We start from the raw sequence: 25,936 nt of genomic DNA on the forward strand, positions 1-25,936 counted from the left end.
CCCAGGTTTGGGTCGGGCCCCCGCACCTCACGCCCCCCGCAACTCCGCCAACCGCAGCGCCAGCCGCAGTTCGAGCGCGCGGTCGCCGCGGCGCCAGCCGGTGCCCAGCACCGAATCCAGCCGGTCGAGCCGCTGGTACACGGTGTTGACGTGCACGAACAGCCGCTCGGCGGTGGCGGAGGGGCTGCCGTCGGCGGCGAACCACGCCTCGAGCGTGTCGAGTAGCGCGGTTCCGCGGGTGCGGTCGAAGTCGCGCACCGGGCCGAGGTTGCGCTCGATGAACTGCGTGACGAACTCGCGGTCGACCTCGCTGAACAGCAGCCCGTACAGCCCGAGCTCCTCGGTGGCGGCGCCGTCACCTGCCCGGTCGAGCGCGATGAGCAGCCGCGCGGCCCGTCCGGCCCGCTCGACGTGGTCGCCCACCTCCGCGAGCCCGGCGATGCCGACGATCGGTCCGGCGGCGCCGACGGTCGCCCGGTGTGCGCCGAGTCGGGCGGCGACGTCGCGGGCGGTGGCGCCGGCATCGGTCCCCGGCAGGAGCATCACACCGCGGTCGCCGTAGGTGGTGACCAGCCCGTCGTCGGCGCGGGCCAGGGAGCGGCACTCGGTCTCCAGCGCGCGCGTCATCCGGGCTTCGGCGGGCGTGATCACCAGCGCCACGAGGTCGGCGTCCACGTCCACCCCGAGCAGGGCGGCCCGCCGGGCGATGGCCTCGAGGTCGTGCTCGCCGGGGGACAGGACCTCTGCCAGCAGCTCGCCACGCACGCGGTTGTCGGCCTCGTCGCGCGCGCGGTGCCCCAGCAGGATCAGCGCGATCACCGAGCTCACGCGCGCGAGGACGGGCCGGATGGCGGGCACGGTCCCGCGGCTGGCGAAGGCGACGTACCCGAGGTGGTCAGGTCCGGTGACGACAGGGGTGACGACGACGAGGTGGCCGTCCTCCGACCTGGTGACCGCGGTGGTCGCGGACTCGGAGTCCGCGCCGACCTTGGCCAGGACCTGCCGCAGCAGGTCGACGGGCGGTCCCTCGGGGGAGCGGGCCGAGCCGATCTCCCGGTGGGCGAGGTCGAACACGGCGGCGGTGCCTCCCTCGAGGTCCACCACGAGGTCGACGATCTCGGGGACGGTCGTGCCGGAGATGACCAGCCGGGTGAGCCGTTCGTGCAGGTCGACGGTGGCGGACAGGCGGGTGGTCTCGGCGTGGGCGATGTCGAGGGCGTCGCGGGTGGAGTCGAGGTCCCGCTGGCGGCGGGAGGCGCGTTCGGCGGCGGTGAGGGCGGCCGAGATCTGGTCGGCGAGGAGCGCGAGGAGGGTGATCTCGTCCTGGGTGAAGTCGCGTTCGCGTCGATCGGAGGTGAACAGCATCCCGGTGAGCCGGCCGTGGGTGCGCACGGGGACGCCGAGGATCGCGGTGAGGCCTTCCTCGACGATGATCGGGTCGATGACGTGGGTGTATTGCTCGTCGACGAGGTAGTTGCGGGTCCAGCGGGGGGCCATGGCCTCGGCGACCTGCCCGCCCAGGCCGAGTCCCATGCCCAGGCGGATGGTGTCGAACCTGGGGCTGGTGGCGCCCTCGGCCATCCGCATGTAGGTGTCGCCGCGCTCGGGGTCGAGCAGCATGACGTAGGCCAGGTCGGTGCCCACGAGTTGGCGGGCCCTGCGGATGGCGATGTGCAGCACGGCGTCCTCGTCCTCCGCCGAGGCGAGCTCGGCGGAGGCGTCGAGGACGTCGCGCAGCCCGAGGGCGAGGTCGACGGCCATGGCTCGAGCGGGCTTCAGCGGCCGGTGAACTGCGCCTTGCCGGGGCCGGAGTCCATGAACGACTGCATGCCGATCTCGCGGTCCTCGGTGGCGAACAGTCCGGCGAAGAGGGCGCGCTCGATGGCCAGCCCGGTGTCGAGGTCCACCTCGATACCGCGGTCGACGGCCTCCTTGACGGCCCGCAGCGCGATACGGGGTCCGCCGACGAACTGCCGGGCCCACTCGAGGGCGCGGGTGGTGGCCTGCCCGTCCGGGACGACTTCCTCGACCGCACGCAGCTCGAGGGCCTCGGCGGCGGTGAGGGTGCGGCCGGTGAGGCAGAGGTCCTTGGCGACCGCCGGGCCGACGAGCCGGGTCAGGCGCTGGGTGCCGCCGGCGCCGGGGATGATGCCGAGCAGGATCTCGGGCTGGCCGAGCTTGGCCTTGTCCTCGGCGATGCGCCGGTCGCAGCACAGGGCGAGTTCCATGCCACCGCCCAGGGCTGCGCCGGTGATGGCGGCGACGGTGGGCTGGGGGATCGCGGCGACGGCGGTGAACGCGGACTGCAGCTCGCGGGCCTCGGTGACCATCCGGGCATGCGGCATGGTCCGCATCTCCTTGATGTCGGCCCCGGCGGCGAAGACGCGCTCGCTGCCGGTGAACACCACGGCGTCGACGTCGTCGCGGCCGGAGACCTCGCTGGCGACTGCGCGGAGCTCCTCTTGCATCGCGCGGGACAGGGCGTTGACCGGCGGCCGGCCCAGGGTGACCAGGGCGATGCCCTCGGTGACGTCGAGGGTGAGGAACTCGTAGGTGCTGGACGGGGTGGATGGAGATTCAGACATGGGCACACTCCGAAGCTAGGGGGAATCTCCATTGTATGTGGTCTATGCCACTCTTACGGTCATGGCATGTCATCAGACGTGAGCGAGTTCACAACCCGGGCCGCAGCCAGCCCGGCGGCCCGGCCCTGGCGCCCGCCGCTGCGGCCCGAGGACTTCCACTGGGAGATCCCGGAACGATTCAACATCGGTGCCGCGTGCATGGACGCACATCCGGCCGAGAACCCCGCGATCGTGGTGGACCGCGGCGACGACCCGCCGGAGATCACCACGTTCGGCCGACTGGGCGAGCGTGCCCGTCGGCTCATCACCTTCCTGCGCGAGCGCGGGGTCGGCGAGGGCGACCGCGTCGCCGTGATGTGCGCCCAGTCCGCCGAGACCGCCGTGGCGCACATGGCCGCGTACCTCATGGGCGCGATCGCGGTGCCGCTGTCGGTGAAGTTCGGACCCGAGGCGGCGCTGTTCCGCATGGGCGACTCCGGAGCGGTCGCGGCCGTGTTCGACGCCGACTGCTACGCCCGCCTGGCCGACGAACTGGCCGAGCTGCCCGAGCTGCGCACCGTGCTGGTGACCGGCGATGCGGTGCCGGACGCGACGTCGCCGGTGGCCGGGGCGATGCACGCGGCCGGTACGGCGCCGGCGATCGACGAGTCCGCTGCGGCGGCCGCCGACGGAGCCGGCGTTGCTGCCGGTGCTGCAGGGGCCGGCGCGCTTACCGTGCTGCCGCTCGCGGTGGCGGAGGAGGCGGACCTCGCCGTCGTCGTCGCCGACACCGGACCCGACGACCCCGCGCTGCTCATCTACACCTCCGGAACCACCGGCCAGCCCAAGGGCGCGCTCCACGGCCACCGGGTCGTGCTGGGGCACATGCCGGGCGTCGTGCGCGCGCTCGACGGGTTCCCCGCGGCGGGGGAAAGCGCCGCCGACGTGTTCTGGACCCCGGCCGACTGGGCGTGGGCCGGGGGGCTGCTCGACGTGCTGCTGCCCAGCCTCTACAGCGGTGTGCCCGTGGTCGCCTCCACCCGGCGGCCCAGCCCGGAGACCGTCGAGCACATCCTCCGTCGACACGGCGTGACCTGCTCATTCCTGCCGCCGACCATCCTCAAGATGATGCGCGCCTCCGACGTGGACTACTCGCGCACCGGGCTGCGGGCCGCGTTCTCCGGCGGCGAGGCGCTCGGCGAGGCCGTGGCCGAATGGGCGCGCGAAGCGCTGGGCGTGCAGGTCAACGAGATCTACGGCCAGACCGAATGCAATCTCATCGTGGGCACGTGTCACGCCGAGTTCTCGACCCCGCCCGGCTCGATGGGCCGCCCCACGCCCGGGTTCGACCTCGTGCTGCTCGACAGCTGTGGCGAGCACCTCGGCGAGCCCGTCGCGGCGGGGGAGGTCGGCGAGATCTGCGTGCGGCTGCCCAGCCCCAACGCGTTCCTGCGCTACTGGAACGCGCCCGAGAAGACCGCGGAGAAGACCGCCGACGGCGTCCTGCACACCGGGGACCTCGCCAAGGTCGACGACGACGGGAACTTCTGGTTCTCCGGCCGCAACGACGACCTCATCTCCTCGGCCGGCTACCGCGTGGGCCCCGGCGAGATCGAGGACCAGATCCTGCGCCACAGTGCCGTCGAGATGGTGGCCGTGATCGGCGTGCCGGACGAGCTGCGCGGCGAGGCGATCGTCGCGTACGTCGTCCTCGGCGAGGGCGCCACCGGCTCGCCCGAGCTCGCCGCCGAGATCCAGGCCTTCGTCAAGGAACGGCTGGCCTTCTACCAGTACCCACGTGAGGTCGTCTTCCTCGACGAGCTCCCCACCACCAACACCGGCAAGATCCGCCGCGCGCAGCTGCGCGCTGATCACCCAGCGCAGCTTCGCACCACCCACTCAGAGGACGCGAAATGAACAATCCCGTAGTCATAGGCGTGGTTCTCGCCTATTTCGTGCTCATGTTCGCCATCGGCGCGTGGGCCAACACCAAGATGAAGTCGGCCAAGGAATTCCTCGTGGCCGGCCAGTCGCTCGGCTTCTTCGTGATGGCCATCGCCAGCTTCTCGTCCATCCAGTCCGGCTGGGGCATGGTCGGCGGCACCGGGCAGACGTACTCCTGGGGCCTGCAGGCGCTCATCGCCGTCGGGCTCTTCGCGCCGTTCGGGTTCGCCGCCGCCTGGTTCCTGCTGGGCAGCCGCCTGAACTGGATCGGCAAGAAGCACAGTGTCTACTCGGTGCCCGACCTCATCCGGATCCGCTTCCAGGACCGCACCTCCCACGCCACAATGTCGGTCGCGGTGTTCATCGCGTCGATCGCGTACATGACGGCGCAGGTCACCTCGATCGGCGTGATCATCTCGCTCCTGCTGGGCACGTCTGTGGCGACCAGTGCGTGGATCGGCTCGCTCGTCGTGGCCGGGTACACGATGGCCGGCGGCATGCTCGCGGCCGTGTGGACCGACCTCGTGCAGGGCGTGCTCATGGTGGTCATGTCCGTGGGGCTGTTCTTCTTCGCCGTCCAGGTGGCCGGCGGGTGGAGCCCGATGCTCGAGACCATCTCCTCGACCAGCGCCGAACTGCTGGCGATCGACGGGGTCAAGTCGCCCACGTACATCTTCGCCTTCGGTCTGCTCATCTTTGTGGGTGCCGTGGGACAGCCGCAGCTGCTCACCAAGTTCCTCATGCTCCGCGACATGACGCAGCTCAAGTGGGGCGCCGCCGTGGCCGGCATCGCCTACGCGGTGACCACCCTGTTTTCGGTGGGCATCGGCCTGGCCACCCGCTCGATGGTCGTCACCGGTGACGCCCCGGAGCTGGAGAACATCGACGACACCGCCATCTGGTTCCTCGACTCGGTGACGCACCCGATCGTCGGCGGCATCGCCCTGACCGGCCTGCTCGCCGCGATCATGTCCTCGGCCTCGAGCTTCATCACCATCGGCGCCGCGTCGATGATGCGGGACCTGCCCGCCGCGTTCGGCGTGCGGGTCGTCCGCGAGGTGCTGTGGAGCCGGGTCGCCTCGCTGACCCTCGTGGTGCTCTCCGTGCTGCTGACCCTGTTCCTGTCGCAGGTGGTGTTCCTGCTCGGCGCGCTCGGCTGGGCCGCGTTCGCCGCCGCCCTGCTGGGGCCGGTGGTGATGTCGATCTACTGGCACCGCGCCACCGCCACGGCCGCGACCGTCACGATCGCGTTCGCGATCCTCGGCAACATGATCATCACCTCGCTCGCCGCGCGGGAGGTCATCACGGTCCCGGCGTTCATGCAGGTGGGCGGCATCTCGCTGCTCGTGTCGGTGCTGCTGTTCTACGTGGTCTCGCTGATGACGACCAACCGTCACCCCGACGCCACGCTGGAGCATCTCTACGGCGGCCCCGGCGCCACCGCCACGCGCCCGCTCACCGGTGCGGCCGCCACCACCCCGAACGCCGCGACCACCTCGAACGCCGCGACCACCCCGAACGCCGCGTCCACCGAAAGGACCGACAATGTCTGACCTGGCTGCACTCGCCCGTTCCGGCGCCCCCGTCCCCGAGCACACGCGCGCCGGAGCCCTCATCCACGCGTTCGTCGGCGTCGCCGCCTTCGCTCTGATCGGGATGCTCACCGACACCTGGCAGATGGTGTTCCTCTCCGTGCCGCTGTTCGCGCTGGCCATGATGCTGTTGGGCTCACTGCGCGCCGACGGCACCTGGGACCGGATGTCCTCGATCGCCATCGGTGCCTACTGCGGCGGTCTGGGCGTGCTGGTGCTGTGGTCGGTCCTCACCGCGAGCGGCGACGCCACCCTCTGGAGCCTGCCGATGTCGATGGGCGTCATCGTCTACTTCATCTGGCCGTACACGGCCGTCGGCGCGGGGCTGCTGTACGCGTTCGTCTTTGACCGCACGATCGACGAGAAGCGGCTGGCGGCGGCCGACGACTGACCGACGCTCTCCCGCGGTCGGCCCCTCCTGCCGCCACCGCCGCCCACCCCGCCCGCGGCCGGCCCCTCCTGCCGCCGCCGCGTCCCTCGGCCACCCTGCCCCCGCGTCCCCCTCAGCCGCGCGCAAAGTCTGCAGCCGCTCACGAGAATTCGTGAGCGGCTGCAGGCTTTGCGCGCGGATGGGTCCGGCCCGCGGTCTCCGACTGACCTAGCTGGCCACCGCCCGCATTCAGAGCTGCCCCAGCAACTCCTTCCACACCGGCCGCCAGTACGCGATCGCTTCGGCCGAGTCGAGCTTGGTGTGCGCCAGCCCCACGGTCGCCTTGCTACCGGAGCTGCCCCCGGCCTTGTCGCTGAAGTTGATCGCCACGCGTGTGCCGTCGGCCAGCGGGACCCGCCAGTAGCGCCACTTCTCGGACCGCGTCACCGACGGTTCGGCCTCCACCGGAATCCCGCCGAACTCCTCGCGTCCGGCGACGAGCTCGGCCCACGCCTGCAGGGCCGCATCCTTGTCCCCGGCCACGGTCCGCGAGGTGGACAGTTGGAAGTCGCCGTCGCAGGACTGGCCCGGAACCCGCAGGCCGGCGTGCTGCTCGTAGGCGATGGCCGCGCCCTGCGCCCACCACTCGGCCCGCTCCACCGACCCGGGCATGTGCTCCAGAGTCAGCTTGGCGATCGCCGTGTGGTTCATCTCCCGCGCCCCGGCCTGCTCGAGCAGTTCGACCCACTCGTCCCACGGGCGGCCGGTGGCGGAGGCGATGGCGGAGGTGTTGGACGGTTTGACCATGACCTCATCGTGCCGGACCTGCGGCGCCCTGTAACCCCTGTGCAGGGCACCGCAGGTCAGCGCCTCCGAGTGGGCGAATTGCCGGTTAGATCCCGCCGCCGCGGCGACCGGACCACCATGGAGGCACGCGGCGAGAGGAGCGTCATGCACGCCGACGGAATCGGGGACCGCGACCAACCCGAGCGCCACGAGGTCGAGCCCCACGAGGTCGACCGCAACGAGGCCGAGCGCAACGAGACCGAGGCGCAGCGCATCGACCGCAACTGGATCGAGCTGCTCCAGGAGCTGCGCATCGTCCAGACCGGCGGCCAGGTGCTCACCGGCTTCCTGCTCGTGCTGCCGTTCCAGGACCGCTTCGCGGAGATCGGCGGAGGCGCTCGCGCCCTCTATCTGGCGGTCCTGTCACTCGCCCTGGCCTCGACGGTGCTCCTGCTGGCGCCGGTGATGATCCACCGCGCGGTGTTCCGCTCCCACCGCAAGGACCGGGTGCTCCAGCTGTCGGCGACGCTCGCCCGTGTCGGGCTGGCGATCCTGTCGGTCGCGCTCGTGGGTCTGGTCGCGTTGGTGTTCCCGCTGGTGCTGGGGACCGCGTGGGGGCTCGTCGCCGCGGCGGTGATGGCAGCCTTTGTGGCGGTCATGCTGTTCGTGGTCCCGGCCCGCGTCCGCCACCACGCCGCGTCGAATCCGTACGTCGCGGACTGACCGCCTCTCCACTCCGCGGCGGGAAACAGCGGCCTTGACCAGCGGTGCCCTGCAAGGCCGGTCCAGGGCACCGGCCACTAATCCGTGGGCGTTTTCTTCGTCTCCGGTCGGCGGGTGAAGTAGGAGATCCTCGGACTCTCCTCCCTGACTCTCAGCCCACCGCAGGGGTGATTCCCAGAGTGTCGGTCCACACTTGACCCAGCGGGCCGGAGGCCGTCTGGCTCACCGAGCAGGAGGTAGGGCCATGTCCGAAATGGTGTTCTGGTGGTGGGATCGGGTTCTCTGGGAAATCGGTAGGTTCGTGCGTGGTTCGCTCGGGTATCCGGAGTCGGGCTCGGTGGGACCCCGCATCATTGCCATCTAGAGAAGTGCACCGGTCGGGTACGCGGGTGTAGCTGAACGACACTTCGACGACGACGACGACGACGAGGTGCGCCCTTCTCCACAGCACGCGCCTGGCCGCAATGCCGAACTGGTGAACGCAGCCGGCTCGGGTCGTCGACAGTCACCTCGTCGGACCGGGTCCGCGCGACTGATACGACGCGACCCCGACCAGGAATTCTCCTGGCCGGGGCCGTTCTTGTCACGCCTCGGTCGTGGCTGCTTGGGGCTCTTCCGATGCCGCGCTCGTCGAAGGCGACTCATCGGCTGCGGGCGGGGCAGCCTGCGGGCTGGTCGTGGCCGTCACCCGTGGCAGCGGCGGCAGGTCGAAGATCCACCCAGGGGTGCCGTCGGGCTGGAGCATCGCCCGTTGCGCGGAGTCGTCGAGCTGGAACGCTATGACGATCTCGTAGTCCCGCCCCGGCGAGAGGGTGGTGGTCCTGGAGTCGGCGGCGTGCTCGCAGTCCGAGCTGAGGCGTGTGGCTCCTCGGGTGGCCCCGCCGGCGCGGACCTCGGCGAAGTCATCCGGGCCGACGGACGCCCACCGGTCTGGGCTCGGCTCGGCCGAGGTGGTGATGCTCAGCGTGAGCTCGACTCCGCAGCCGGGCGTGCGCACGATGTCCTCGACCTTCGCGCGGCCCAGCTCGACGCCGTCGCGGTTCACGACTGTGAACTCCCGGCCCGCGCGCACCGACTCGGGCTGCTGCGGCCCCTCGGCCGCGGCGGACTGTTCGGTGGGCTCCGCTGTCGCGTCCTCGGTCGGGGCGATGCCCGGTGCGGAGGACTCCTCGGGCGTCGGAGCACTCGTGGGCGCAGTGCTCACGTTCGTAGTCGTGGAGGTCGATGTCCCGGCGCTGGGAGTCGCGGGCTCGGACGTCGCCGGGGCGCTGGTTGCGGTGGCCGAGGTGGTTGGCTGGTCGGGAACAGTGTCGGGCGGTGTGGCCGCGGGGCTGACAATGGTTGTGGTCGGCGCTTGCATCGTCCGGGCGCTCATCAGCTGGGTGGTCATCATCATGTTCGAGCTGTCCGGTCGGGCCGGAGCGTTGGTCTCCGGGACCGACGCGCCACACTCGGCGTGGACCAGCAGGATGTGCGCGCTCCATCCCTCCGCGCCGGTGGTCCTGCTGGTCGCGGTTACATCTAGCCGGAGTTGAGCGCGGGAGTAACCCGGAGACACGATGATCTCGCGTCTGAGAGTGCCAGCGATCCTATAGAGGGAACCAACGTGCTCGGCGGTGGTGGGCGTGGCGCCGGTGGGCATGGGCAGTGGAGTGCGGTTATCACCGAACCACGAGGTGTTATCTCCGAGCATGATCGGGGCGGTCGCCTGCAATGCTGCGCTTCCGTTGGTCCCGGGCATGCAGGCCGCGGTCGCGGTGATGGGTGCGTACTGAGGGCTTTCGCCGCTCCCGAACGCGACCCGTGGAGTCAGCAGGGTCTTGATGTCGAGATTGGTAAAGGTGCTGGTCGCGTAACTCTGCGGTGAGTCGGGCTTTGGCGCCGCGGGCGTGGGGCTGGGCGTACATTCTGTCGGGATCTCGCGGATCGACCGCGCGCATGCGTTGCTGGTGGTGCTGGAGTTCACGATGCCGGCTGACGCTGTGCGCCGGATACCCGGGATGTCGGCGGCAGCCAAGCCGGTGGTGTTTCGCACGGTCAGGAGGTTCCCGGCGAGGATGCCGTCGCTTGAGAGCCAGGTCAGTGGCTTGGTCGTGCCGTACGCGGAGAAGGACCGGGCGAAGTTCTTGCCGGCATTGGTGTTAGTGATCCCGAAGGTGGACTTCCCGTGTGCCTGATCGGACCAGGACGCCTCGGTTGGATCGATGTTGCCCATCATCAGGCCGAACCCGGCGACCATGATCAGCGCACCGAGCGCCGCGAGGTGCTTCCGGATCTGCGGCGCTAGAGCGCTCATCGTTCTTCCCCATCATCACACTGCGAATCGACTACGGCCGCCTCATCCTCGTCGTCACTCTTCGGCCAGAAGGTCCACAGCACGCCCAGCGCGGCGAGTACGGAGATTCCTCCGAGAGTGATCGGGTTGCCGAACCACACGATCACCTTGGCGAGCTCCGGGACGGACCACAGCACCTCTCGCACGGTGGTCACGCGATACATGCCGGGATCTACGTCGGGGTTGGCATCGCCCTTCATGCGGATGAGGGCCTCCCCGCCGCCCTGGGGGTAGAGCTCGACCACTCGGTGTGTGACGGGGAGTTCGCCCGGGCGGTCGACGGTCACCACATCGCCGATCTCGATCTGTTCGGCGGAGATCTCCTTGACCACCGCGACGGATCCGGTCGGAATGGTCGGTGACATCGACCCGGTCTTGAACATGATCAGCGTGATGTTCATCGACACGGCGAGGATGACCAGCACCACGCAGACAACTCCGCCGGCGGCGAGCAGATTGCCGATCCCGGCCCCGACGTATGACCAGAACGAGCGGCCGCGCGGTGCCCGGTGCGAGGTGGCAGTGGGTGCCGGGGCCTCGGAGGGGCTCGGCGCGGTGGGCGTGCTCATGGCGTTCTCCGGTTCGGGGCGAGGGTGTTCAGGAGGAGGGGAAGTGAGGTTGCGGCGTTGACGAGGCCAGCCCCGTCAACGCCGCCGGGCGAATCATGCCGACGCGGCGGTCTTCTCCACCTTCTCCACGCTGACGCCGTCGAACTTCCACTGGATGGCCTTGGCCGTGGTGGGCGCGGTCTGCGGCGGGATGTCCTTGCTGAGGGTGGCGGAGAAGCAGACCCATCGCTGGTCGCCGCCGGGGATCGTGAACTTCTCGAGCATCTGAGTGTTCGCGACGGACAGGTTCACCGGCGCTCCGTAGGTCGCGTTCTCACACGAGACAGGCTCTGCGGTCGGCTGAGAGACGCGGACCGAGATGTAGTCCTTGAGTGCGGAGTCGTCGGCGGTCACCTTGGTCAGCGTGACGTCGGCGTTCATCTTGTTGAACTGCTCCTTGAGGCCGACCATCGCGTAGACGGAGTCGCCGGGCATGAGGCCGGTGGCCTTGTTGCCGAAGTTCATCGTGCCGGCCTTGTCGGCAGTCATGAACTCGTCCCAGGCGCTGCCGTCGAAGCTGGCCTGCACGTTGAAGGCGCTGTCGCCGGTGCCGAACTCGGAGACGCCCCACACGGTGTCCGACCAGGCGGCCAGGGTCACGGCGGCGCCGACGCCCAGCACCAGGCCGGAGGCCATGACGGCGCGGACCTTCTTGCGGCGGTTCTGGTTCTTGGCGGCGGGCTGGGGGGTCTGGGGCGCGGTGCTCATCGGGGGGAGCCTTTCTGAGAGGGAGGGCCTGGCATCAACACACCTTGTTGATGCGTCGCATTTATTATCGCTTACCTACCCACGAGTAGCAAACTGAAAGTTGACATTTGTCTGTAACGTCACAATCCGCCGGATCGGCTGACAAACGCTCTGTACCAGCACATATGAGGTCTACTTCAGGTTTGAAGTGGGCAGATTTCTGAACAGACCGGTCTGGACGACCGTCCTGGACGGATTGTTCAGAAAGGGGAAGCTCGGCGGTCACCAGGTGGTCCGCCGCGCTACAACGAGCCCGTTTCGGGGAGTTCTCATCTACCGGCCAGCTCCCGAGGGCCGGGGTCAGAGGGCGTGGGCGAGCATGCCGCCGGCCCCGCCGGGAGGGGTACGACGACGAGGGCCGACCGCCTCCGCCAACCCATTCACTCGCCATGTGCGCCGAACCGGCTGGCTTTGCCGCAGGGGGAGCGGACCCGCAGCTGCAGACGCTGACTGCTCCGCAGATCTGCCGCGGCTCTCCTACAGATCCCCGGGCAGCTTGTCGCGGCGGATGTCGCGCCAGGAGGACTGGCGCATGTGACCATCCTCGGTGAAGCCCTGATGGCGGACCTCCACGACCAGCTTGGGCAGCACCCAGATGGCGTCGCGGCGGGCATCGGCGGGCAGTTGCTCGACGAACGGGCTGGTCTTGCGCGTCAGCGGCTGGAGCTCTTCGAGCAGCGCGCGGGCCTGCTTGTCGGAGAAGCCGGTGCCCACGCGGCCGATGTAGGTGAGGCCCGTCTCGGCGGGCAGGCCCAGCAGCAGCGAGCCGAGCGAGCCGGAGCGTCCGCCCTTGCCCGGCCGCCAGCCGCCCACCACGGCCTCGGTGGTGGTGAGCAGCTTCTCCTTGAGCCACGCCTTGGATCGCCGGCCCGACTCGTACCGGGAGTCCCGACGCTTGGCGACGATGCCCTCCCAGCCGAACTCCTCCGCCTCGGCCAGCGCGCGGTCGCCGGGGCCGTCGAGCACCTCCGGTACGTGCACCCGATCCACCCCGGTCAGCGCCGGGGCCAGCAGATCCAGCACCTCGCGACGCCGCTCCCACGCCTGCGTCCGCAGGTCCACGCCGTCGACCTCCAGCACGTCAAAGACGAACAGCTCGACGGCGGGCAGCGACGAGTCCCGCCCCTCGGCCGCGGCCTGCTTTGCTAGTGACGCGAAGTCCGGGACGCCGTCGGAGCCCAGGATCACCAGCTCGGCGTCGATCACCGCGGGCCGTTCGAGTGCGTCGGCCAGCCCGGGGAAGCCGTCGGTCAGCCAGTCCATCGAGTTGCCGTTGCGGCTGACCAGGCGCGCCTGCCCGCCGGCGCCACTGGTCGCGATGGTCACCCGGTAGCCGTCCCACTTGCCCTCGAACGCCCACTTGTCGTCGGGCAGCTCGGTCACCGTGGCGGCGGTGGGGATCATCGGCAGCGGGGGAGCGTCGGGGCGGTCGGCGCTGTCCGGGTCGCGGGACGAGCCCCGGGACGCCGCGCCCCCCGAGCCGCCGGATGAGCCGCCGGATCTACTGCCTGATCGCGCCCGCTTATCGCCCTCGGGATACGACGACTTCGGGTTGTCGCGCCCGCCGTAGAAGGAGTCCGGCGACTGGTCCTTCATGTACTGCACGATCCACTGGTTCTTCTCCGCGCTGGTGCGCACGAGCACGTAGCGGCCGGAGACCTTCTCGCCGTGCAGCCACACGATGATCTCGTCGGAGCGCCATTTCTCGCACTCGTACCAGCCGCGGTCCCAGATGGTCATGTGGCCGGCGCCATACTCCCCTTTGGGAATGGTGCCCTCGAAGGTCTCGTAGCCGAGCGGATGGTCCTCGGTGTTGACGGCCAGCCGCCGGTCCTTGGGCTCGGTCGGCAGGTTCTTGGGCACGGCCCACGACGCCAGCACCCCGTGATGCTCGAGCCGCAGGTCGAAGTGCAGGCGACGGGCGTGGTGTTCCTGGATCACGAAGATCGGGCCGTCGACGTCCTCGCGGTCGGTCTCGACCTCGCCCTCGAACGGCTCGGGCGTGTTGCGGCGATCCCGCTTGCGTCGGTATTCGGCCAGGCTGGTGACCACGGCGTCGGTGCTGGCGGGTTCGGCGTCGCAGCCCTCGGCCTGGGTGGCCCCGGTGCTGTCGGCGCTGTCGGTGGCCGCGGGCTCGGGGTCCTCGTCATCGGACGGCGACGACGACGAGCTCTTCTTCCCGCCCCCCGATTTCGTGGCCCGCGATGCCGAACCGGCAGAGGACTTCCCCTTGTCGGACCCGGACTTCGTGGCGGGGGTCTTCGTCGCGGCGGCTTTCTTGCCGGACTTTGTCGCGGCGGGTTTCTTGCCGCCCGTCCCTGAGCCGGTGCCCTCGAGGCCGTCGAGGAGGTCGCCGTCGGAATCCAGGCGCTTCAGTACCTCGTCCCAGTGCAGGTGGGCCAGCCCGCCGTCGCCGAGTTCCTCCCACGAGCGGGGTGCGGCGACCCACGGTTCGGCCCGACCGCGCAGGGAGTAGGGGGAGACGGTGGTCTTGGCGCCACTGTTCTGGCTCCAGTCGACGAACACTTTTCCGTCGCGGATGGACCGCTTCATGGTGGCCGTGACCAGGTCGGGGGTCTGCTTGGCCAGCGACTGCGCGATCTGCTTGGCCACCTTGGAGGCGCTGGCGGCGGTGACGGCCTTGTCCAGGCGGGCGTAGAGGTGGATCCCCTTGGAACCGGAGGTCACCGGGAAGGACTCGAGCCCCGCCTCGGACAGGAGATCCCGGACGCGCAGGGCCACCTTCGCCGTCGTATCCAGATCCACATCCTCGCCCGGATCGAGGTCGATCACGATCCGGCGCGTCCGGCCCGGCTCGTCCTTCTCCAACGTCCACTGGGGCACGTGCAGCTCGAGCGCGGCCTGCTGCGCGAACCAGGCGAGCGTGGCGGGGGAGTCCAGCACCGGGTAGCGGACCGTGCGGGAGGAGTGTTCGATCGCCACGCGCGGCACCCAGTCAGGGGCGTGGGAGGGCAGGTTCTTCTCGAAGAACGAGTCCTCGCCGGTGCCGTCGGGCCAGCGCTTGCGCGTCACCGGCCGCCGACCCGCGTACGTCAGGAGCAGCGGCGCCACGGCCTGGTAGTACTCCAGCACATCGGCCTTGGTGGTGCGGGTGGCCTCGTAGAGCACCTTGTCGGGGTGGGTGAACCGGATGGTGCGCCCGTCGACCTCGACCGACTCCTTCTTCCCCTTGGTCGCCATGGGTCCACTCTGGCACCTGCATCGGACATCGGCGACCGGCTGCGACTCGGTACCTGACGCGTGGGGACCTAGTGGCTTGCCAGCAATTCCGCGAACATCGCTTCATCGGCGTCCTGGAAGTAGTGCCCGTGAGTAAGCTTCACGGTCTCGATGCTGTCGGCGCCGACCAACACCACCTCGAAGCGCACGACCTCGGTGCTGTTGCGGTACTCCGCCTCAGCCGCCTCGTAGGCGGCAGCGGCCAGGTCTGCGTCCGCGATTTCTTCCTGGCGGATGAGCCGCCTGTCGTCAAAGCTGTAGACGAGCAGGAAGTGGACCAGCGACTGCTGCGCCATCCTGACCTCCTATGCCGTGTAGTAACGCTCGCGGACAACCAATTCGCGGGCCTCGCGAAAGGCTTCCAGAGTAGCCTCATCCACAGTATGGCCCAATTCGCGCGCTTGCAGTTGCTTGGCTGCCAGAGCGAAGTACCTGATCATCGACTCGGGCCCCACGCCATCCTTGAGAGTCAGACCAAGTCTGTTGTCCGCTGCTTCGATGGCATCCGCCCACTCCTGTTGCGGTGGAGTCCGGAGCTGGATCTCGACGAACCGAAAATCACGTTTCACGATGAGGTGGCGAGCCCAGTACCCGGTTGGTCGGGGAGTCTCGATGTAATTGCGGTCTCGGTGGATCGCCCAGCGGTTATCTATGCGCTGGACAAGGGATTGCACCGCCTCCAGGTTGGGAAGAATGACGCGTACCCCGGCGATATCTTCGAGACGGTCGAGGTGGGTCCGGCCGCCTGCCGACCCCACTGAGCGGTGGAGCTTGCGGATGATCCTTTCAGACCGCTTGAGACGTTGCGTGATGATTGGGTCGAAGCCAAGAGTGTGGACCATCGACGTCAGACCGTTGCGGACCTTGGCCATCGGTTCTTGGTGGGCGCGACGGAAGAGTTTCACCACCTTAAGTGCCTCGTCCAGCTCGGTGATGTCAAACGAGGTGCCAGCATCGAATCGAGCGGAACGAAGCACCTCGCCACTCTTTCGTATCCGTGTCTTGCTGGGGAGCTCCACACCCCGAGCCTAGGACGCGAGACCGACAGCCGGGCCGATGTGATGCGCCGCCCTTCAGCGTGCACTGCCATCCCGCTCGCTTCTAGTCGCCGTGGGCTTGCCTTGCGAGACAACCGCTCAGGCGTGCCGACTGATGAGCTCGTCCATCGACTCGCCGGATTGCGCCGACCACAGGCCGAACACCGCGCTGGTCATGGCCGCGGCAGCGTAGAGGGCGGAGGTCAGCCCGTGCTCACCGATCACCGAGCGCATACCGGCGGCGGCGTCGCAGTCGAGCAGGACCGCATCGCACAGGTCGGCCATGCCCTCCGGGGCGTCGGTGAGGGCGGCAGTATCGCGGGCCCGGGCGATGACGGCGGCGGGCAGCTCCGGCGCCACCGACTGGGCGAGCTGGGCGAAGCGGGACGCTACGGTCAGCGCGTCCGGGATCGGCGGGGGAGAGACGTCGACGGTCATCTCCAACGCCTCGAGGAGCTCGCCGGCGGCTGAGGTGTCGCCCCGAGCGTGGGCGTTCAGGACGGAACGGACCTGGTCGACGGCAGATCGGTGGCGCTGCTGGGCGCGTTGCATCCCCGCCTGAAGGTCGGCGACGGTCGCGGTCTGCATGTCGACCCCTTCTCGGACCAGGAGCGGGGCGAATTGCTCGAACTGTGCGCGCTGTTCCGGGGATGCCATGGCCCCATTGTGTCGTCCGCGGACCAACGGGGCTGCACCGCCGCCCTTGCTGCCGCCGTCGCTGCCGTCCTCACCGACCGTCGCTGACCCCGTGAGCCCTCGGTTACCAAGCGCTGTCGCGGGGAAACGGCCACATCATACTCCGCCGTCAGACTCGGGTGCAGTCCGCGAGACACCGCGGAACGAGCGGAGACACCTCAGAGTCGGAGGAGATCGACGTGTCCTACGTCCAACCGAAAGACTTCACCCGGGCGATGATCGACGCCGGGGCCAAGAAGGTCCACATGTCCACCCGCGACACCTTGATCCGCGGCTTCATGGCAGGGGCGATCCTGGCCCTGGCCGCGGCGTTCGCCGTAACGGTCACCGTGCAGACCGGGAGCGCCCTGCTCGGCGCGGTGCTGTTCCCCGTCGGGTTCATCCTGCTTTACCTGCTCGGCTTCGACCTCCTGACCGGCGTGTTCACGCTGGTTCCACTGGCCCTGCTCGACAAGCGTCGCGGCGTGACGGTCGGCGGGATGCTGCGCGACTGGGGCCTGGTCTTTGTCGGCAACTTCGCCGGCGCGCTCACCGTGGCTTTCCTCATCGCGTTCATCACCACCTACGGGGTTAACGTGGAACCCGACCAGGTGGGCCAGCGACTCGGCGAGATCGGCGAGGCCCGCACGCTGGGATACGCCGAGCACGGGGCGGCCGGGATGCTCACCCTGTTCTTCCGCGGGGTGCTGTGCAACTGGATGGTCTCCACCGGCGTGGTCGCCGCCATGATGTCCACCAGTGTGAGCGGCAAGGCGCTCACCATGTGGATGCCGGTGATGCTGTTCTTCTACATGGGCTTTGAGCACTCGGTGGTCAACATGTTCCTGTTCCCGACCGGCCTCATGCTGGGCGGCGAGTTCTCGCTCGGCGACTACCTGGTGTGGAACGAGATCCCCACCGTCGCCGGCAACATGGTGGGTGGCCTGCTCTTCGTGGGTCTCACCCTCTACGTCACGCACGCCCGCACCAAGGCGCGGCGGCCGCTGCCCGCCGAGCCCGCCCCGTCCGACGCCGAGCCCACCATGGCCGACGCGGACCGGGCCCGCGCCGACGTCGCCCCCGCCGGTGTCCCGGCCTGACACGTGCCGGCCTGACACGTCCCGGCCTGACTTACCGCGGCCTCGACCGCATCCGTAGAAGGAGCCCCGATGACCCCGATCATGCCCAAGCTCGACGCCGCCGCACACGTCGACAGCGCCCGCATCCGCCAGGGCCGCACGTGGGCGGAGCTGGCAGAGCACCTGGGGACGCCGCTGGTGTGGACCACCGCCGCGCTGCTCGGCCAGCACCCGATCACGGCTGAGCAGTCGCGGTCGGTCTGCGAGCTGCTCGGCCTGGGGGAGGACGTCGCCGAGAGCCTGGCCCTGCAGCCCAACCGCGGTACGCCGCCGGAGCAGATGGCGGACCCGACGATCTACCGGTTCACCGAGGCGCTCTCGGTGTACGGCCCCGCCCTCAAGGCGCTCATCCACGAGGAGTTCGGGGACGGCATCATGAGCGCGATCAACTTCCAGGTGGACTTCCGGCGCCGGCCGGACCCCGATGGGGACCGGGTGGTGATCACCCTCGACGGCAAATTCCTCGACTATCGGTGGTGACGACCAACAGCACACATGACGAACGCCCGGCGGCCGCAACCGCCGGGCGTTCCCACGTGGGTCAGCGTGTGAAGTCGATGACCAGCCGACCGCGGGTGCCACCGGCCTCGAGCCGTTCGTGGGCCCGCCACGCGTCCTCGGGCGCGTAACTGTCCGCGACCCGGAGGGTGACGACGCCGGCCTCGGCGAGCCGCCGGAGTTCGTCGAGCTTCTCCCGCTCCTCGGCCATGTCGGCCACGCTCACGGCATGGACCCGCAGGTCGCGCGTGCCGTCGCCCTGGTACCACCGCACCGTCGCGACCCCTCCGCCGGTCTTGACCGCGGGGAGCACCGCGGCGTCCTGAACGGCTCCGTCGAAGAGGCCGTCGACCCCGTCGGGGTAGAGCTCGAGGAAGCGGTCGGCGACGCCCTCGCCGCGTCGGACGATCTGATCGGCGCCGAGCGACCGGACCAGCTCTTCGTCCGCCTCGGAGGCGTCGGCGACCACGACGAGGCCGTCATGCTTGGCCAGCTGGATGACATACCCGCCGGTCGAGCCGGCCGCTCCGGTGACCGCGAGGACCTGGCCGGGTTCCAGCCCGAGTAGGTCGAGCGCGCGGCGCGCGGTGAGGCCGTTCATGGGGAGTGTCGACGCGGCGATGTCGTCGGCATCGCGGGGCGCGGCGGTGATCGACCGGGCAGGTAGGACGATGTCCTCGCGGTACGCACCGTGGTCGTCGCGCGGCACCACGATCCCCATCACCCGGTCGCCGACGGACAGGGAGGTGTCGACGTCCTCGCCGATCTCGACGAGCGTTCCGGCGATGTCCATGCCCGGGACGTCCGCAGCTCCGCGCGGCGTGCCGGTCTTCGAGCGGGAGCCGTTGCGCGTGTAGGTGTCGGTGGGATTGACGGTGGCGGCGGTGACGCGCACGCGGACCTCGGTCGGGCCGAGTTCCTGCTTGGGGACCTCCACGACCTGCAGGGCGTCGGGCCCACCGTAGGTCGTTACTCCGACGGCGCGGACGGAGGCGGTTGAGACGGTCATTGTTCCTCTTTCCCGCGAAACCCGGCCAGTGTGGGCCGGCCCGCTGGATTGTTGGCACGAGTGACTGCTGTCTCGCTGCGTAACCACGCAACCGTTCAGAAGATTCCGACCCGGCCCCCGACCCCGCACCCGAGCGAGCTGAGCACACCGGCCAGGAGGTCGCCCCCTCGGCCGCATCGCGAGGTCAGACCCGATCACGTTTTCCCAGGACGCTTCCGCCACGACGCTGCACATGCGACCACTCGCCGAGCGACAGGCCGGGTAGGAAAAGACGACCGCCCCGACCGCCCCGACCACCCTGACACGACGACTACGACGACGACGAGGTCACGCCGATCTCTCGGGCCCGCGGCCGCCCACGTGGCGGGACGGGCGACCAACGCAGTCGCTGGGATCTAGGACCACTTGTCGACGAAGGCCAGGGTGGCCGCGTTGGCGGTCTCGGGGTCGGAGGCGGTGAGGAAGTGCTGGCCGCCTTCGACGATCTGGAGTTCGGCGGAGGGGGAGCCGGTGAAGCGGGCGATGCCGTCCTCGGCATTGGCCACGGAGTACACGGCGTCGGCGGTGCCCTGCAGCCAGAGAACTGGGCACACCACGTCACCGAGGCGGGCTTGGAGGCCGTCACGGTCGCGCAGGTTGATCGACGCGGTGCGGAGGCGGTGCCGGCCGTCGTCTCCGGTGTAGTTCTGGCGGTACGTGTCCAGCCAGAACTGCTTCTCGGAGTCCGACACGTCGTCTCCGAGGCCGGCGGCCAGGACGCCGAGGACGAACTCGTCGTCGACAACCCACTCGTCCCCGACGGGGGCGGCGAGGGCGTCGATCGCGGGCGTGCAGAAGCCGGAGCCGTCCCAGCAGCCGCGCTCCATGCTGGCCTGGCTCTCGTAGTCCATGGACGTGCCGACGATGACCAGGCCGCGGACGGCGTCGGGGTCGAGCAGCGCCATGCGGGTGGCGATCCAGCCGCCCTGGGAAGTGCCCAGCGCGAACGCCATGTCGATGTCGAGGGCCTGCAGCACCTGGAGGGCGGCGATCGCGCTGTCCCAATAGGTGAAGTGCCGGTAGCGGGAGCGGGTCGCGCCGTGCCCGTAGGGCTCGATCGCGAGCAGGTTCATGCGGGCGGCGAGGTCATCGCTGGCGACCTGCGGCCGGTACAGCTCGACTGAGGTGGTGAAGGAGTTGATCATCACCAGGGTCGGCAGGGAGGGGTCGTACTCGCGGCCGAACCGGTAGCCGATGGTGGAGCCGCCGAGGTGAGGGATGTCGATGGTCTGGGTAGTCATGGCGCTCCTAGTGAGGGGAACTAAGGGGTTCCTCGACAATAGGAGGATCGCCGCGTGTGTAGTAGACGAATCAGCGAGGTGACCGACTCTGCCTTGAGCCTGGTTGCCCCTGCGCCTGCCCACCGACCCGGGGGACGGGTCAGCTGCTCACGCCCGCCAATCCCCGCCCGAGCAGGCTCAGCGCGCCGACGGTGACCACGACGATCGCCACCTTGCGCCCCACGGTCGCCGGCACCCGTCGCGCGACCAGGCCGCCGATGACGATGCCGATCGGCACCATCGCCACGACCAGCCCGACCACCGCTAGCGGAAGCTCGGAGACCGGCGAGGCACCGAGTCCGACCTTGACCAGGACGGACACCACGCCCATGGTCCCGAAGATCGGCTGCAGGGTCGCCGCGAACGACCGCTGGCCCCAGTTGGTGGCCTGCGCGTAGACCAGCATCGCGGGCGCGGCCACGCCCACGGCGGTGTTGAGGAACCCTCCGGCGGTGCCGGCCGCGGCGGCGGGGAGGCGACCGCTCATGGGCGGGATCCGCACCAACGCGGTCGTCAGCAGCGTGCCGATCAGCGCGACGCCGATGATGACCTCGAGCCAATGGCGGTCCGCGGCGCCGACCAGGAGCGCGCCGGGCACGGACCCCACGACGATCAGGGGAGCGAGGCGGCGGTATCGCTGCCAGTCGATGTCGTGGCGCAGCGTGATCCCGATGAGCACGGCGGAGACGACGGTCGTGATGTTGGTCAGCAGCACGCCGGTGACGGGCCCGAGCAGCAGCGCGAGCGTCGGCGAGACCACGAGCCCGACCCCCATCCCGCTGACCCGCTGCAGCACGGTCCCGAGGATGACGGCTGACGCCGCCACGAGCAGGAGCAGGGGCGCGACGTCGGCGGGCATGGGGAACAGCATTCCAGGTGCCTCCGGCGGGGCCGCCGGCCGATCGGTGGGCTGGCGCCGCCTGGCGCGCCGGAGTGGGTCGCCGTGACTATTTGACGACGACGGAGCGGGCGCCACAACGTGGTGGGTTCAGGCCATCATCGGCGGAGAGAGTCTTACACGGGCGCTCTCGGAGACGCTAGCGAAGGCACAAGACAGTCGTGGCATTGTAGGGAAGTTGACGACCGAGGTTAATTGTAGTTAATGGGATAAACACTAGTCGCCCTGTCGCGACTGGAGTCAAAGTAAGATCCCAGTTATTTTCGCCGATCGCGTCCGTCTGCATCCTTAACGTGAGTTTTTAGCGCCGCTAGTCATCCAAATTTGCGCTTCTCAGAAGTTTGGCGGCCAGGAGGAATCCATTGCGTGCGCGCATTACCTATGGTCAGGTTATGTCGCAGCCGGATCCATCGGTGTGCGAGGGCTAGGCGAAGCGAAATGTCGGCCCAGGGCGTCAAGTCGTTCTGCGTGCGCTTTTGCGTAGGCGATAGGGCGGGTCGGCTCGGCGTTCGATGTGCGGGGCGGAATTTCTGCACATCTCAGAAAGGTCAATGAGGAACAAAGGTCTGCGGATTCCAATGCGTCGGTTAAGTGGCTTCGCAGGCACCAACGAGAAGGGCAAGAATGAAGAATTTGGTTAATGTCGGGCTAGCGGTCGCGGCCACTGCGGCGCTCGCCGCTGGATCAGTGGCGTCCGTGGGGGCGGCCCCTGCACCGAATCAGTCGTCGCCGCCAGCGGCGGCAGCCGCAAACGACGGGGCTCCCGAGGTTGCAACGCTGGCTGAAGACCCTGAAGCGGTAAGAACGGTCCAGGAGGACCTGGAGGCGGCCGGAGCGATCCCCACGGTGCGCGAAGAAGAGGGCGTCATACTAAAGGACTACGGGCCCGTCGATGGTGGGCCTCGGATCGTTACCAGTGAGCCTGCGCCATTGGCTCCGGGCGAAGTTGCACCGTTCTTTCGGGTGGGAGCAGGATGGGGGATCTACGTCTACCTAACTCCGGATGAGCAACTCCTCGTAACTGCCGGCGCAGCTGGCGGGTTGACAGCGGCCGTCTGTGGAGCGACGTCTGGGATTGGATGTGCGGCGGTAGGTGCTGGCCTCGGGGCGGCGATGCAGTGGTTGAATAATCGGGGCGGGGTTTGCGGCGGCGAACTCGAGATTCACTGGACTAATCCGGTGGGCGGCCCCCTCTACAAGTGCATGTGAGGATAACCGCAGCACATACGGTAGGCGGGTAAGCAGATGGCACCCCGTTTGGCATCGGGGTGCTATCGGCTGTCACGAGAGGCGCATGCTCGGAGCCGAACTATCCCGCACCTAAGTCTGCGATAAAGAGTGTGGCTAGGCTTTATAGTTTCGCACGAATTTACTGCTCACACCCCGTTCCGTATGCGCTAGGCCGCACAGTGTGACCTTGAAAACGCCCCTATGGGGCATTCAGTAACGGAGGCGTTATGGCCGCAAAAAAATACGTATCTGAAACGATTCGCGCATTATCTCGACAAGGCATTGCTGGTCTTTGTGCGGTGATGTTCGTAATCGCGGGGATCACATGGGGGAGCCGAGGATTTGCTATGGCGGCAACAGTGTTCTCGGTTGGTTTGGTTTTCGGCCTCGTGGTACTTGTCATTATGGCGAGAGCATCAATCGATCCCGATTCAAGTTAGGCGCCGGGCCTCGCGTTACGCCCCCTGCAAGGTTTCTTGGCAGGGGGCGTAACGCGATGGGTCCTTTCATGGTTCGGCTGCTATGCCAGACCACTCTGCTGTCAGCCGGCTAAGCCGTAGCTCGGCCTGAGTTCGGTATGCAGGATCTCGTCGCTGGGCCCGCATTCCCGGCCGGGGGCATTCTAGGTGTGCCTACTCCATTTAGAGTGCAGCTCGATTCGCACGCGCCGGTCGTGGTGGGTGCACCCCCAGCCGTCCCCAGATGCCTCGTAGCGGCTGGATGGAGCCCGGTGGCATTGAGATGATGGTTGGTCGATGTCACCACATGACCACCCCGCGTCCGGCTGCCGAGGCCGCTGATCTGTCGCATACTCCCTATATGCGATCCATCTGGAAGGGCGAGGTCTCGTTCGGTCTGGTCAACGTGCCGGTCAAGGTGTACGCGGCCACGGAGGACCACGATCTGCACGCGCGGCAGGTGGACAAGAAGGACGGCGTCCGCATCCGCTACAAGAAGGTGCGGGACGACAACGGCGAGGAGGTCGAGTTCTCCGACATCGCCAAGGCGTACGAGTCGGAAGAGGGCGAGATGGTCATCCTCACCAAGGACGACCTCGCCAGTCTGCCGGTGGAGCAGAACCACGAGATCGAGGTGACGGAGTTCGTCCCGGCGGATCAGGTGGACCCGGTGGCGTTCGACAACGCGTACTTCCTCGAGCCGGCGTCGCGCTCGAACCGTGCGTACGTGCTCATGCGCGAGGCACTGCAACAGACGGACCGCCTCGCCATCTGCACGTTCACGCTGCGTAACCGTACGCGCCTGTGCGCCCTCAGGGTCTACAAGGACGTGCTCATGTTGCAGACGCTGCTGTGGCCCGACGAGATCCGCCCGGCGATCCTGGAGGGGCTGGACAAGGAGGCGAAGGTCCGGCCGCAGGAGGTCAAGATGGCGGCGTCGCTCATCGAGACCATGGCGGCGGATTTCGAGCCGGAGAAGTACGAGGACGACTACCAGAATCAGCTCAAGGAGTTGATCGAGGCCAAGGCGGCCGGCGGTGAGGCGTTCACGGTGGAGGAGAAGGACACCTCGGGCGACGATGACGGCGACGATGAGGTGGCCGATCTGCTCGCGGCGCTGCGGGCGAGTGTGAAGGACCGGGGCGGTAAGGCGGACGACGCCGACGACCAGGACGACGACGAGGACGACGACGAGGACTCCGGCTCCGCCAAGAAGACCGCCAGCAAGAAGAGCGGAAGTAGCTCGGCAAAGAAGACCCCGGCCAAGAAGACCGCGGCGAAGAAGGCGCCCGCCAAAAGGGCCGCGGCAAAGAAGTCGACCGCCAAGAAGTCGACGTCCTCCAAGTCGGACTCCGGCAGCTCCGGCTCGGGCGCCGCTAAGAAGTCGACGGCCAAGAAGGCGCCGGCGAAGAAGTCGACGGCCCGCAAGACGCCGGCCAAGAAATCTGCCTGATGGCAGGCCCGCAGTTTGCGGCCGAGGTCGCCGAGTACGTCGAGGGCCATCTCGACTGGCTCCGCGGCCTCTATCGCCACTTCCACCGCCACCCGGAGCTCAGTATGGCTGAGCACGCGACGGCGGACCGGATCGAGCAGGAGCTCACCGCGCTGGGCCTGGAGCCAAAGCGGATCGGCGGGACGGGCGTCGTGGCGGTCATCAGCAACCCGGCCCATGCCGGGGCCGGGACCAGCGGCGAAGGCCCCACCGTCCTCGCCCGCGCCGACATCGACGCGCTCCCCCTCCAGGAGGACACAGGCCTGGAGTACGCCTCCGAAACCCCGGGCGTCATGCACGCGTGCGGCCACGACGCGCACGCGACCGCGCTGCTGGGCGCCACCCGCATCCTGGCCGAGAACCGAGACGCCTGGTCCGGCGCCTACATCGCGGTGTTCCAGCCGGGGGAGGAGACGGCCGCCGGTGCCCGCGCGATGGTCGACGACGGCCTGCTCGAGCGGGTCCCGCAGCCGGACCTCGCGCTGAGCCAGCACGTCATGCCCACGGCGGCGGGCACAATCGGCACGGTGGCGGGCCCGGTGCTCTCGGCCGGCGACTCGCTGAAGATCACCATCCACGGCAGGGGCGCGCACGGCTCGATGCCGCACACGGCGGTGGACCCGGTGGTGCTGGCGTCGTCGATCGTCCTGCGCCTGCAGACCGTCGTCTCGCGCGAGGTGGAGCCGGGGGAATTCGCGGTGCTGACGGTCGGCTCGCTCACGGCGGGCGCCAAAGCCAACATCATCCCGGACTCGGCGGAGCTGCTGCTCAACATCCGCACCTACGATCCGGCGGTGCGCGAGCAGGTGATCGCCGCGATCGAGCGCATCGTCCGCGGCGAGTGCGCGGCCGCGGGCGCCCCGGCCGACCCGGAGTTCCACTACTACGACCAGTACCCGCTCACCAGCAATGATCCGGCGGTCACGGACACGGTCACCGAGGCGTTCGTCGACCACTTCGGGCCGCAGGCGGTGTACGAGTCCAGCCGGGTCACGGCGTCGGAGGACTTTTCGCTGATCCCGGACGCGTTCGGGGTGCCGTACACGTATTGGACCGTCGGCTCGGTCGATCCCGCCCGCTACCGGGATGCGGTCTCGCGCGGCGCGGCGAGTCAGGAGATCCCGGCCAACCATTCGCCGCACTTCGCGCCATTGGAGGAGCCGACGCTGCTTACCGCGACGCGCGCCCAGGTGGTGGCGGCGCTGGCCTACCTGGGCGCCGAGGGCCGGGTTGATTAGCGAGCGACGACGACGACAAAGTCGCTTTCGCCCC

The 25,936-nt window shown here is 68.8% G+C and carries 21 protein-coding genes; 8 read left to right on the top strand and 13 right to left on the bottom strand.

Going from position 1 to position 25,936, the window contains the following annotated elements; genetic code table 11:
• Positions 1-27: 27 nt before the first annotated feature.
• Complete coding sequence (locus tag AC3DE3_RS16060; RefSeq protein ID WP_488370641.1) at positions 28-1,761, bottom strand: helix-turn-helix domain-containing protein; 1,734 nt, start codon at positions 1,759-1,761, stop codon at positions 28-30.
• Between the two features lie 14 nt (positions 1,762-1,775).
• Complete coding sequence (locus AC3DE3_RS16065; protein WP_488370642.1) at positions 1,776-2,585, bottom strand: enoyl-CoA hydratase/isomerase family protein; 810 nt, start codon at positions 2,583-2,585, stop codon at positions 1,776-1,778.
• A gap of 66 nt (positions 2,586-2,651) precedes the next feature.
• On the opposite strand from AC3DE3_RS16065, the gene AC3DE3_RS16070 reads away from it, so the two are divergent.
• Genes AC3DE3_RS16070 through AC3DE3_RS16080 form a run of 3 tightly spaced genes read left to right on the top strand, consistent with a single transcriptional unit; the run spans position 2,652 to position 6,491 of the window.
• Positions 2,652-4,481, top strand: a complete 1,830-nt coding sequence (locus tag AC3DE3_RS16070) for an AMP-binding protein (RefSeq protein ID WP_488370643.1) — start codon at positions 2,652-2,654, stop codon at positions 4,479-4,481.
• Entirely contained in the window at positions 4,478-6,061 is a 1,584-nt protein-coding gene (locus tag AC3DE3_RS16075; protein WP_260488730.1) for a sodium:solute symporter family transporter, read from the top strand. The genes AC3DE3_RS16070 and AC3DE3_RS16075 overlap by 4 nt, the downstream gene beginning before the upstream one ends.
• Entirely contained in the window at positions 6,054-6,491 is a 438-nt protein-coding gene (locus tag AC3DE3_RS16080; RefSeq protein ID WP_488370644.1) for a hypothetical protein, read from the top strand. The genes AC3DE3_RS16075 and AC3DE3_RS16080 overlap by 8 nt, the downstream gene beginning before the upstream one ends.
• A 228-nt stretch (positions 6,492-6,719) precedes the next feature.
• On the opposite strand, the gene AC3DE3_RS16085 is transcribed toward AC3DE3_RS16080, so the two are convergent.
• A complete protein-coding gene (locus tag AC3DE3_RS16085; protein ID WP_488370645.1) occupies positions 6,720-7,277 on the bottom strand; it encodes a hypothetical protein in 558 nt (185 codons plus the stop codon).
• Between the two features lie 144 nt (positions 7,278-7,421).
• Between AC3DE3_RS16085 and AC3DE3_RS16090 the strand changes: the two genes are divergently transcribed.
• Entirely contained in the window at positions 7,422-7,979 is a 558-nt protein-coding gene (locus AC3DE3_RS16090) for a DUF6328 family protein (RefSeq protein ID WP_488370646.1), read from the top strand.
• A gap of 583 nt (positions 7,980-8,562) precedes the next feature.
• Here AC3DE3_RS16090 and AC3DE3_RS16095 read toward each other — a convergent pair.
• The 7 genes from AC3DE3_RS16095 to AC3DE3_RS16125 form a co-directional block, all read right to left on the bottom strand.
• Positions 8,563-10,275, bottom strand: a complete 1,713-nt coding sequence (locus AC3DE3_RS16095) for a hypothetical protein (protein ID WP_488370647.1) — start codon at positions 10,273-10,275, stop codon at positions 8,563-8,565.
• Positions 10,272-10,883 carry a signal peptidase I gene (locus AC3DE3_RS16100; protein ID WP_488370648.1) on the bottom strand — a complete coding sequence of 204 codons (612 nt, stop codon included), beginning with the start codon at positions 10,881-10,883 and terminating at the stop codon, positions 10,272-10,274. Before AC3DE3_RS16100 ends, AC3DE3_RS16095 begins: the two co-directional genes overlap by 4 nt.
• 93 nt (positions 10,884-10,976) lie before the next feature.
• Positions 10,977-11,630 carry a SipW-dependent-type signal peptide-containing protein gene (locus AC3DE3_RS16105; protein ID WP_488370649.1) on the bottom strand — a complete coding sequence of 218 codons (654 nt, stop codon included), beginning with the start codon at positions 11,628-11,630 and terminating at the stop codon, positions 10,977-10,979.
• A gap of 516 nt (positions 11,631-12,146) precedes the next feature.
• Positions 12,147-14,870, bottom strand: coding sequence for an ATP-dependent DNA ligase (locus AC3DE3_RS16110; protein WP_488370650.1), 2,724 nt, complete (start codon positions 14,868-14,870; stop codon positions 12,147-12,149).
• A 68-nt stretch (positions 14,871-14,938) separates the two neighbouring features.
• Positions 14,939-15,205 carry a hypothetical protein gene (locus AC3DE3_RS16115; RefSeq protein WP_488370651.1) on the bottom strand — a complete coding sequence of 89 codons (267 nt, stop codon included), beginning with the start codon at positions 15,203-15,205 and terminating at the stop codon, positions 14,939-14,941.
• Between the two features lie 9 nt (positions 15,206-15,214).
• Positions 15,215-15,928, bottom strand: a complete 714-nt coding sequence (locus tag AC3DE3_RS16120) for a RelA/SpoT domain-containing protein (RefSeq protein WP_488370652.1) — start codon at positions 15,926-15,928, stop codon at positions 15,215-15,217.
• A 117-nt stretch (positions 15,929-16,045) separates the two neighbouring features.
• Entirely contained in the window at positions 16,046-16,603 is a 558-nt protein-coding gene (locus AC3DE3_RS16125) for a hypothetical protein (protein WP_488370653.1), read from the bottom strand.
• Between the two features lie 218 nt (positions 16,604-16,821).
• On the opposite strand from AC3DE3_RS16125, the gene AC3DE3_RS16130 reads away from it, so the two are divergent.
• Positions 16,822-17,721 carry a formate/nitrite transporter family protein gene (locus AC3DE3_RS16130; protein ID WP_488370654.1) on the top strand — a complete coding sequence of 300 codons (900 nt, stop codon included), beginning with the start codon at positions 16,822-16,824 and terminating at the stop codon, positions 17,719-17,721.
• A 69-nt stretch (positions 17,722-17,790) separates the two neighbouring features.
• The gene (gene cynS / locus AC3DE3_RS16135) at positions 17,791-18,240 is read left to right on the top strand and encodes a cyanase (RefSeq protein ID WP_488370655.1); all 450 of its coding nucleotides are present in this window, start codon (positions 17,791-17,793) and stop codon (positions 18,238-18,240) included.
• A 61-nt stretch (positions 18,241-18,301) separates the two neighbouring features.
• Here the strand turns inward: cynS and AC3DE3_RS16140 are convergent, their stop codons facing one another.
• From AC3DE3_RS16140 to AC3DE3_RS16150, 3 genes are all read right to left on the bottom strand, one after another.
• The gene (locus tag AC3DE3_RS16140) at positions 18,302-19,267 is read right to left on the bottom strand and encodes an NADP-dependent oxidoreductase (protein ID WP_488370656.1); all 966 of its coding nucleotides are present in this window, start codon (positions 19,265-19,267) and stop codon (positions 18,302-18,304) included.
• 395 nt (positions 19,268-19,662) lie between these two features.
• Positions 19,663-20,547, bottom strand: coding sequence for an alpha/beta fold hydrolase (locus tag AC3DE3_RS16145; protein WP_488370657.1), 885 nt, complete (start codon positions 20,545-20,547; stop codon positions 19,663-19,665).
• A gap of 139 nt (positions 20,548-20,686) precedes the next feature.
• Positions 20,687-21,445, bottom strand: coding sequence for a TSUP family transporter (locus tag AC3DE3_RS16150; RefSeq protein WP_488370658.1), 759 nt, complete (start codon positions 21,443-21,445; stop codon positions 20,687-20,689).
• Positions 21,446-23,533: 2,088 nt separating this feature from the next.
• On the opposite strand from AC3DE3_RS16150, the gene ku reads away from it, so the two are divergent.
• Both ku and AC3DE3_RS16160 read left to right on the top strand, forming a co-directional pair.
• A complete protein-coding gene (gene ku, locus AC3DE3_RS16155) occupies positions 23,534-24,625 on the top strand; it encodes a non-homologous end joining protein Ku (RefSeq protein ID WP_488370659.1) in 1,092 nt (363 codons plus the stop codon).
• On the top strand, positions 24,625-25,902 hold the full coding sequence (locus AC3DE3_RS16160) for a M20 family metallopeptidase (protein ID WP_488370660.1): 1,278 nt from the start codon (positions 24,625-24,627) through the stop codon (positions 25,900-25,902). The genes ku and AC3DE3_RS16160 overlap by 1 nt, the downstream gene beginning before the upstream one ends.
• The last annotated feature ends 34 nt before the right edge of the window (positions 25,903-25,936 follow it).

The sequence above is a fragment of the Dietzia sp. IBK-p2-16D genome, from assembly GCF_057773085.1.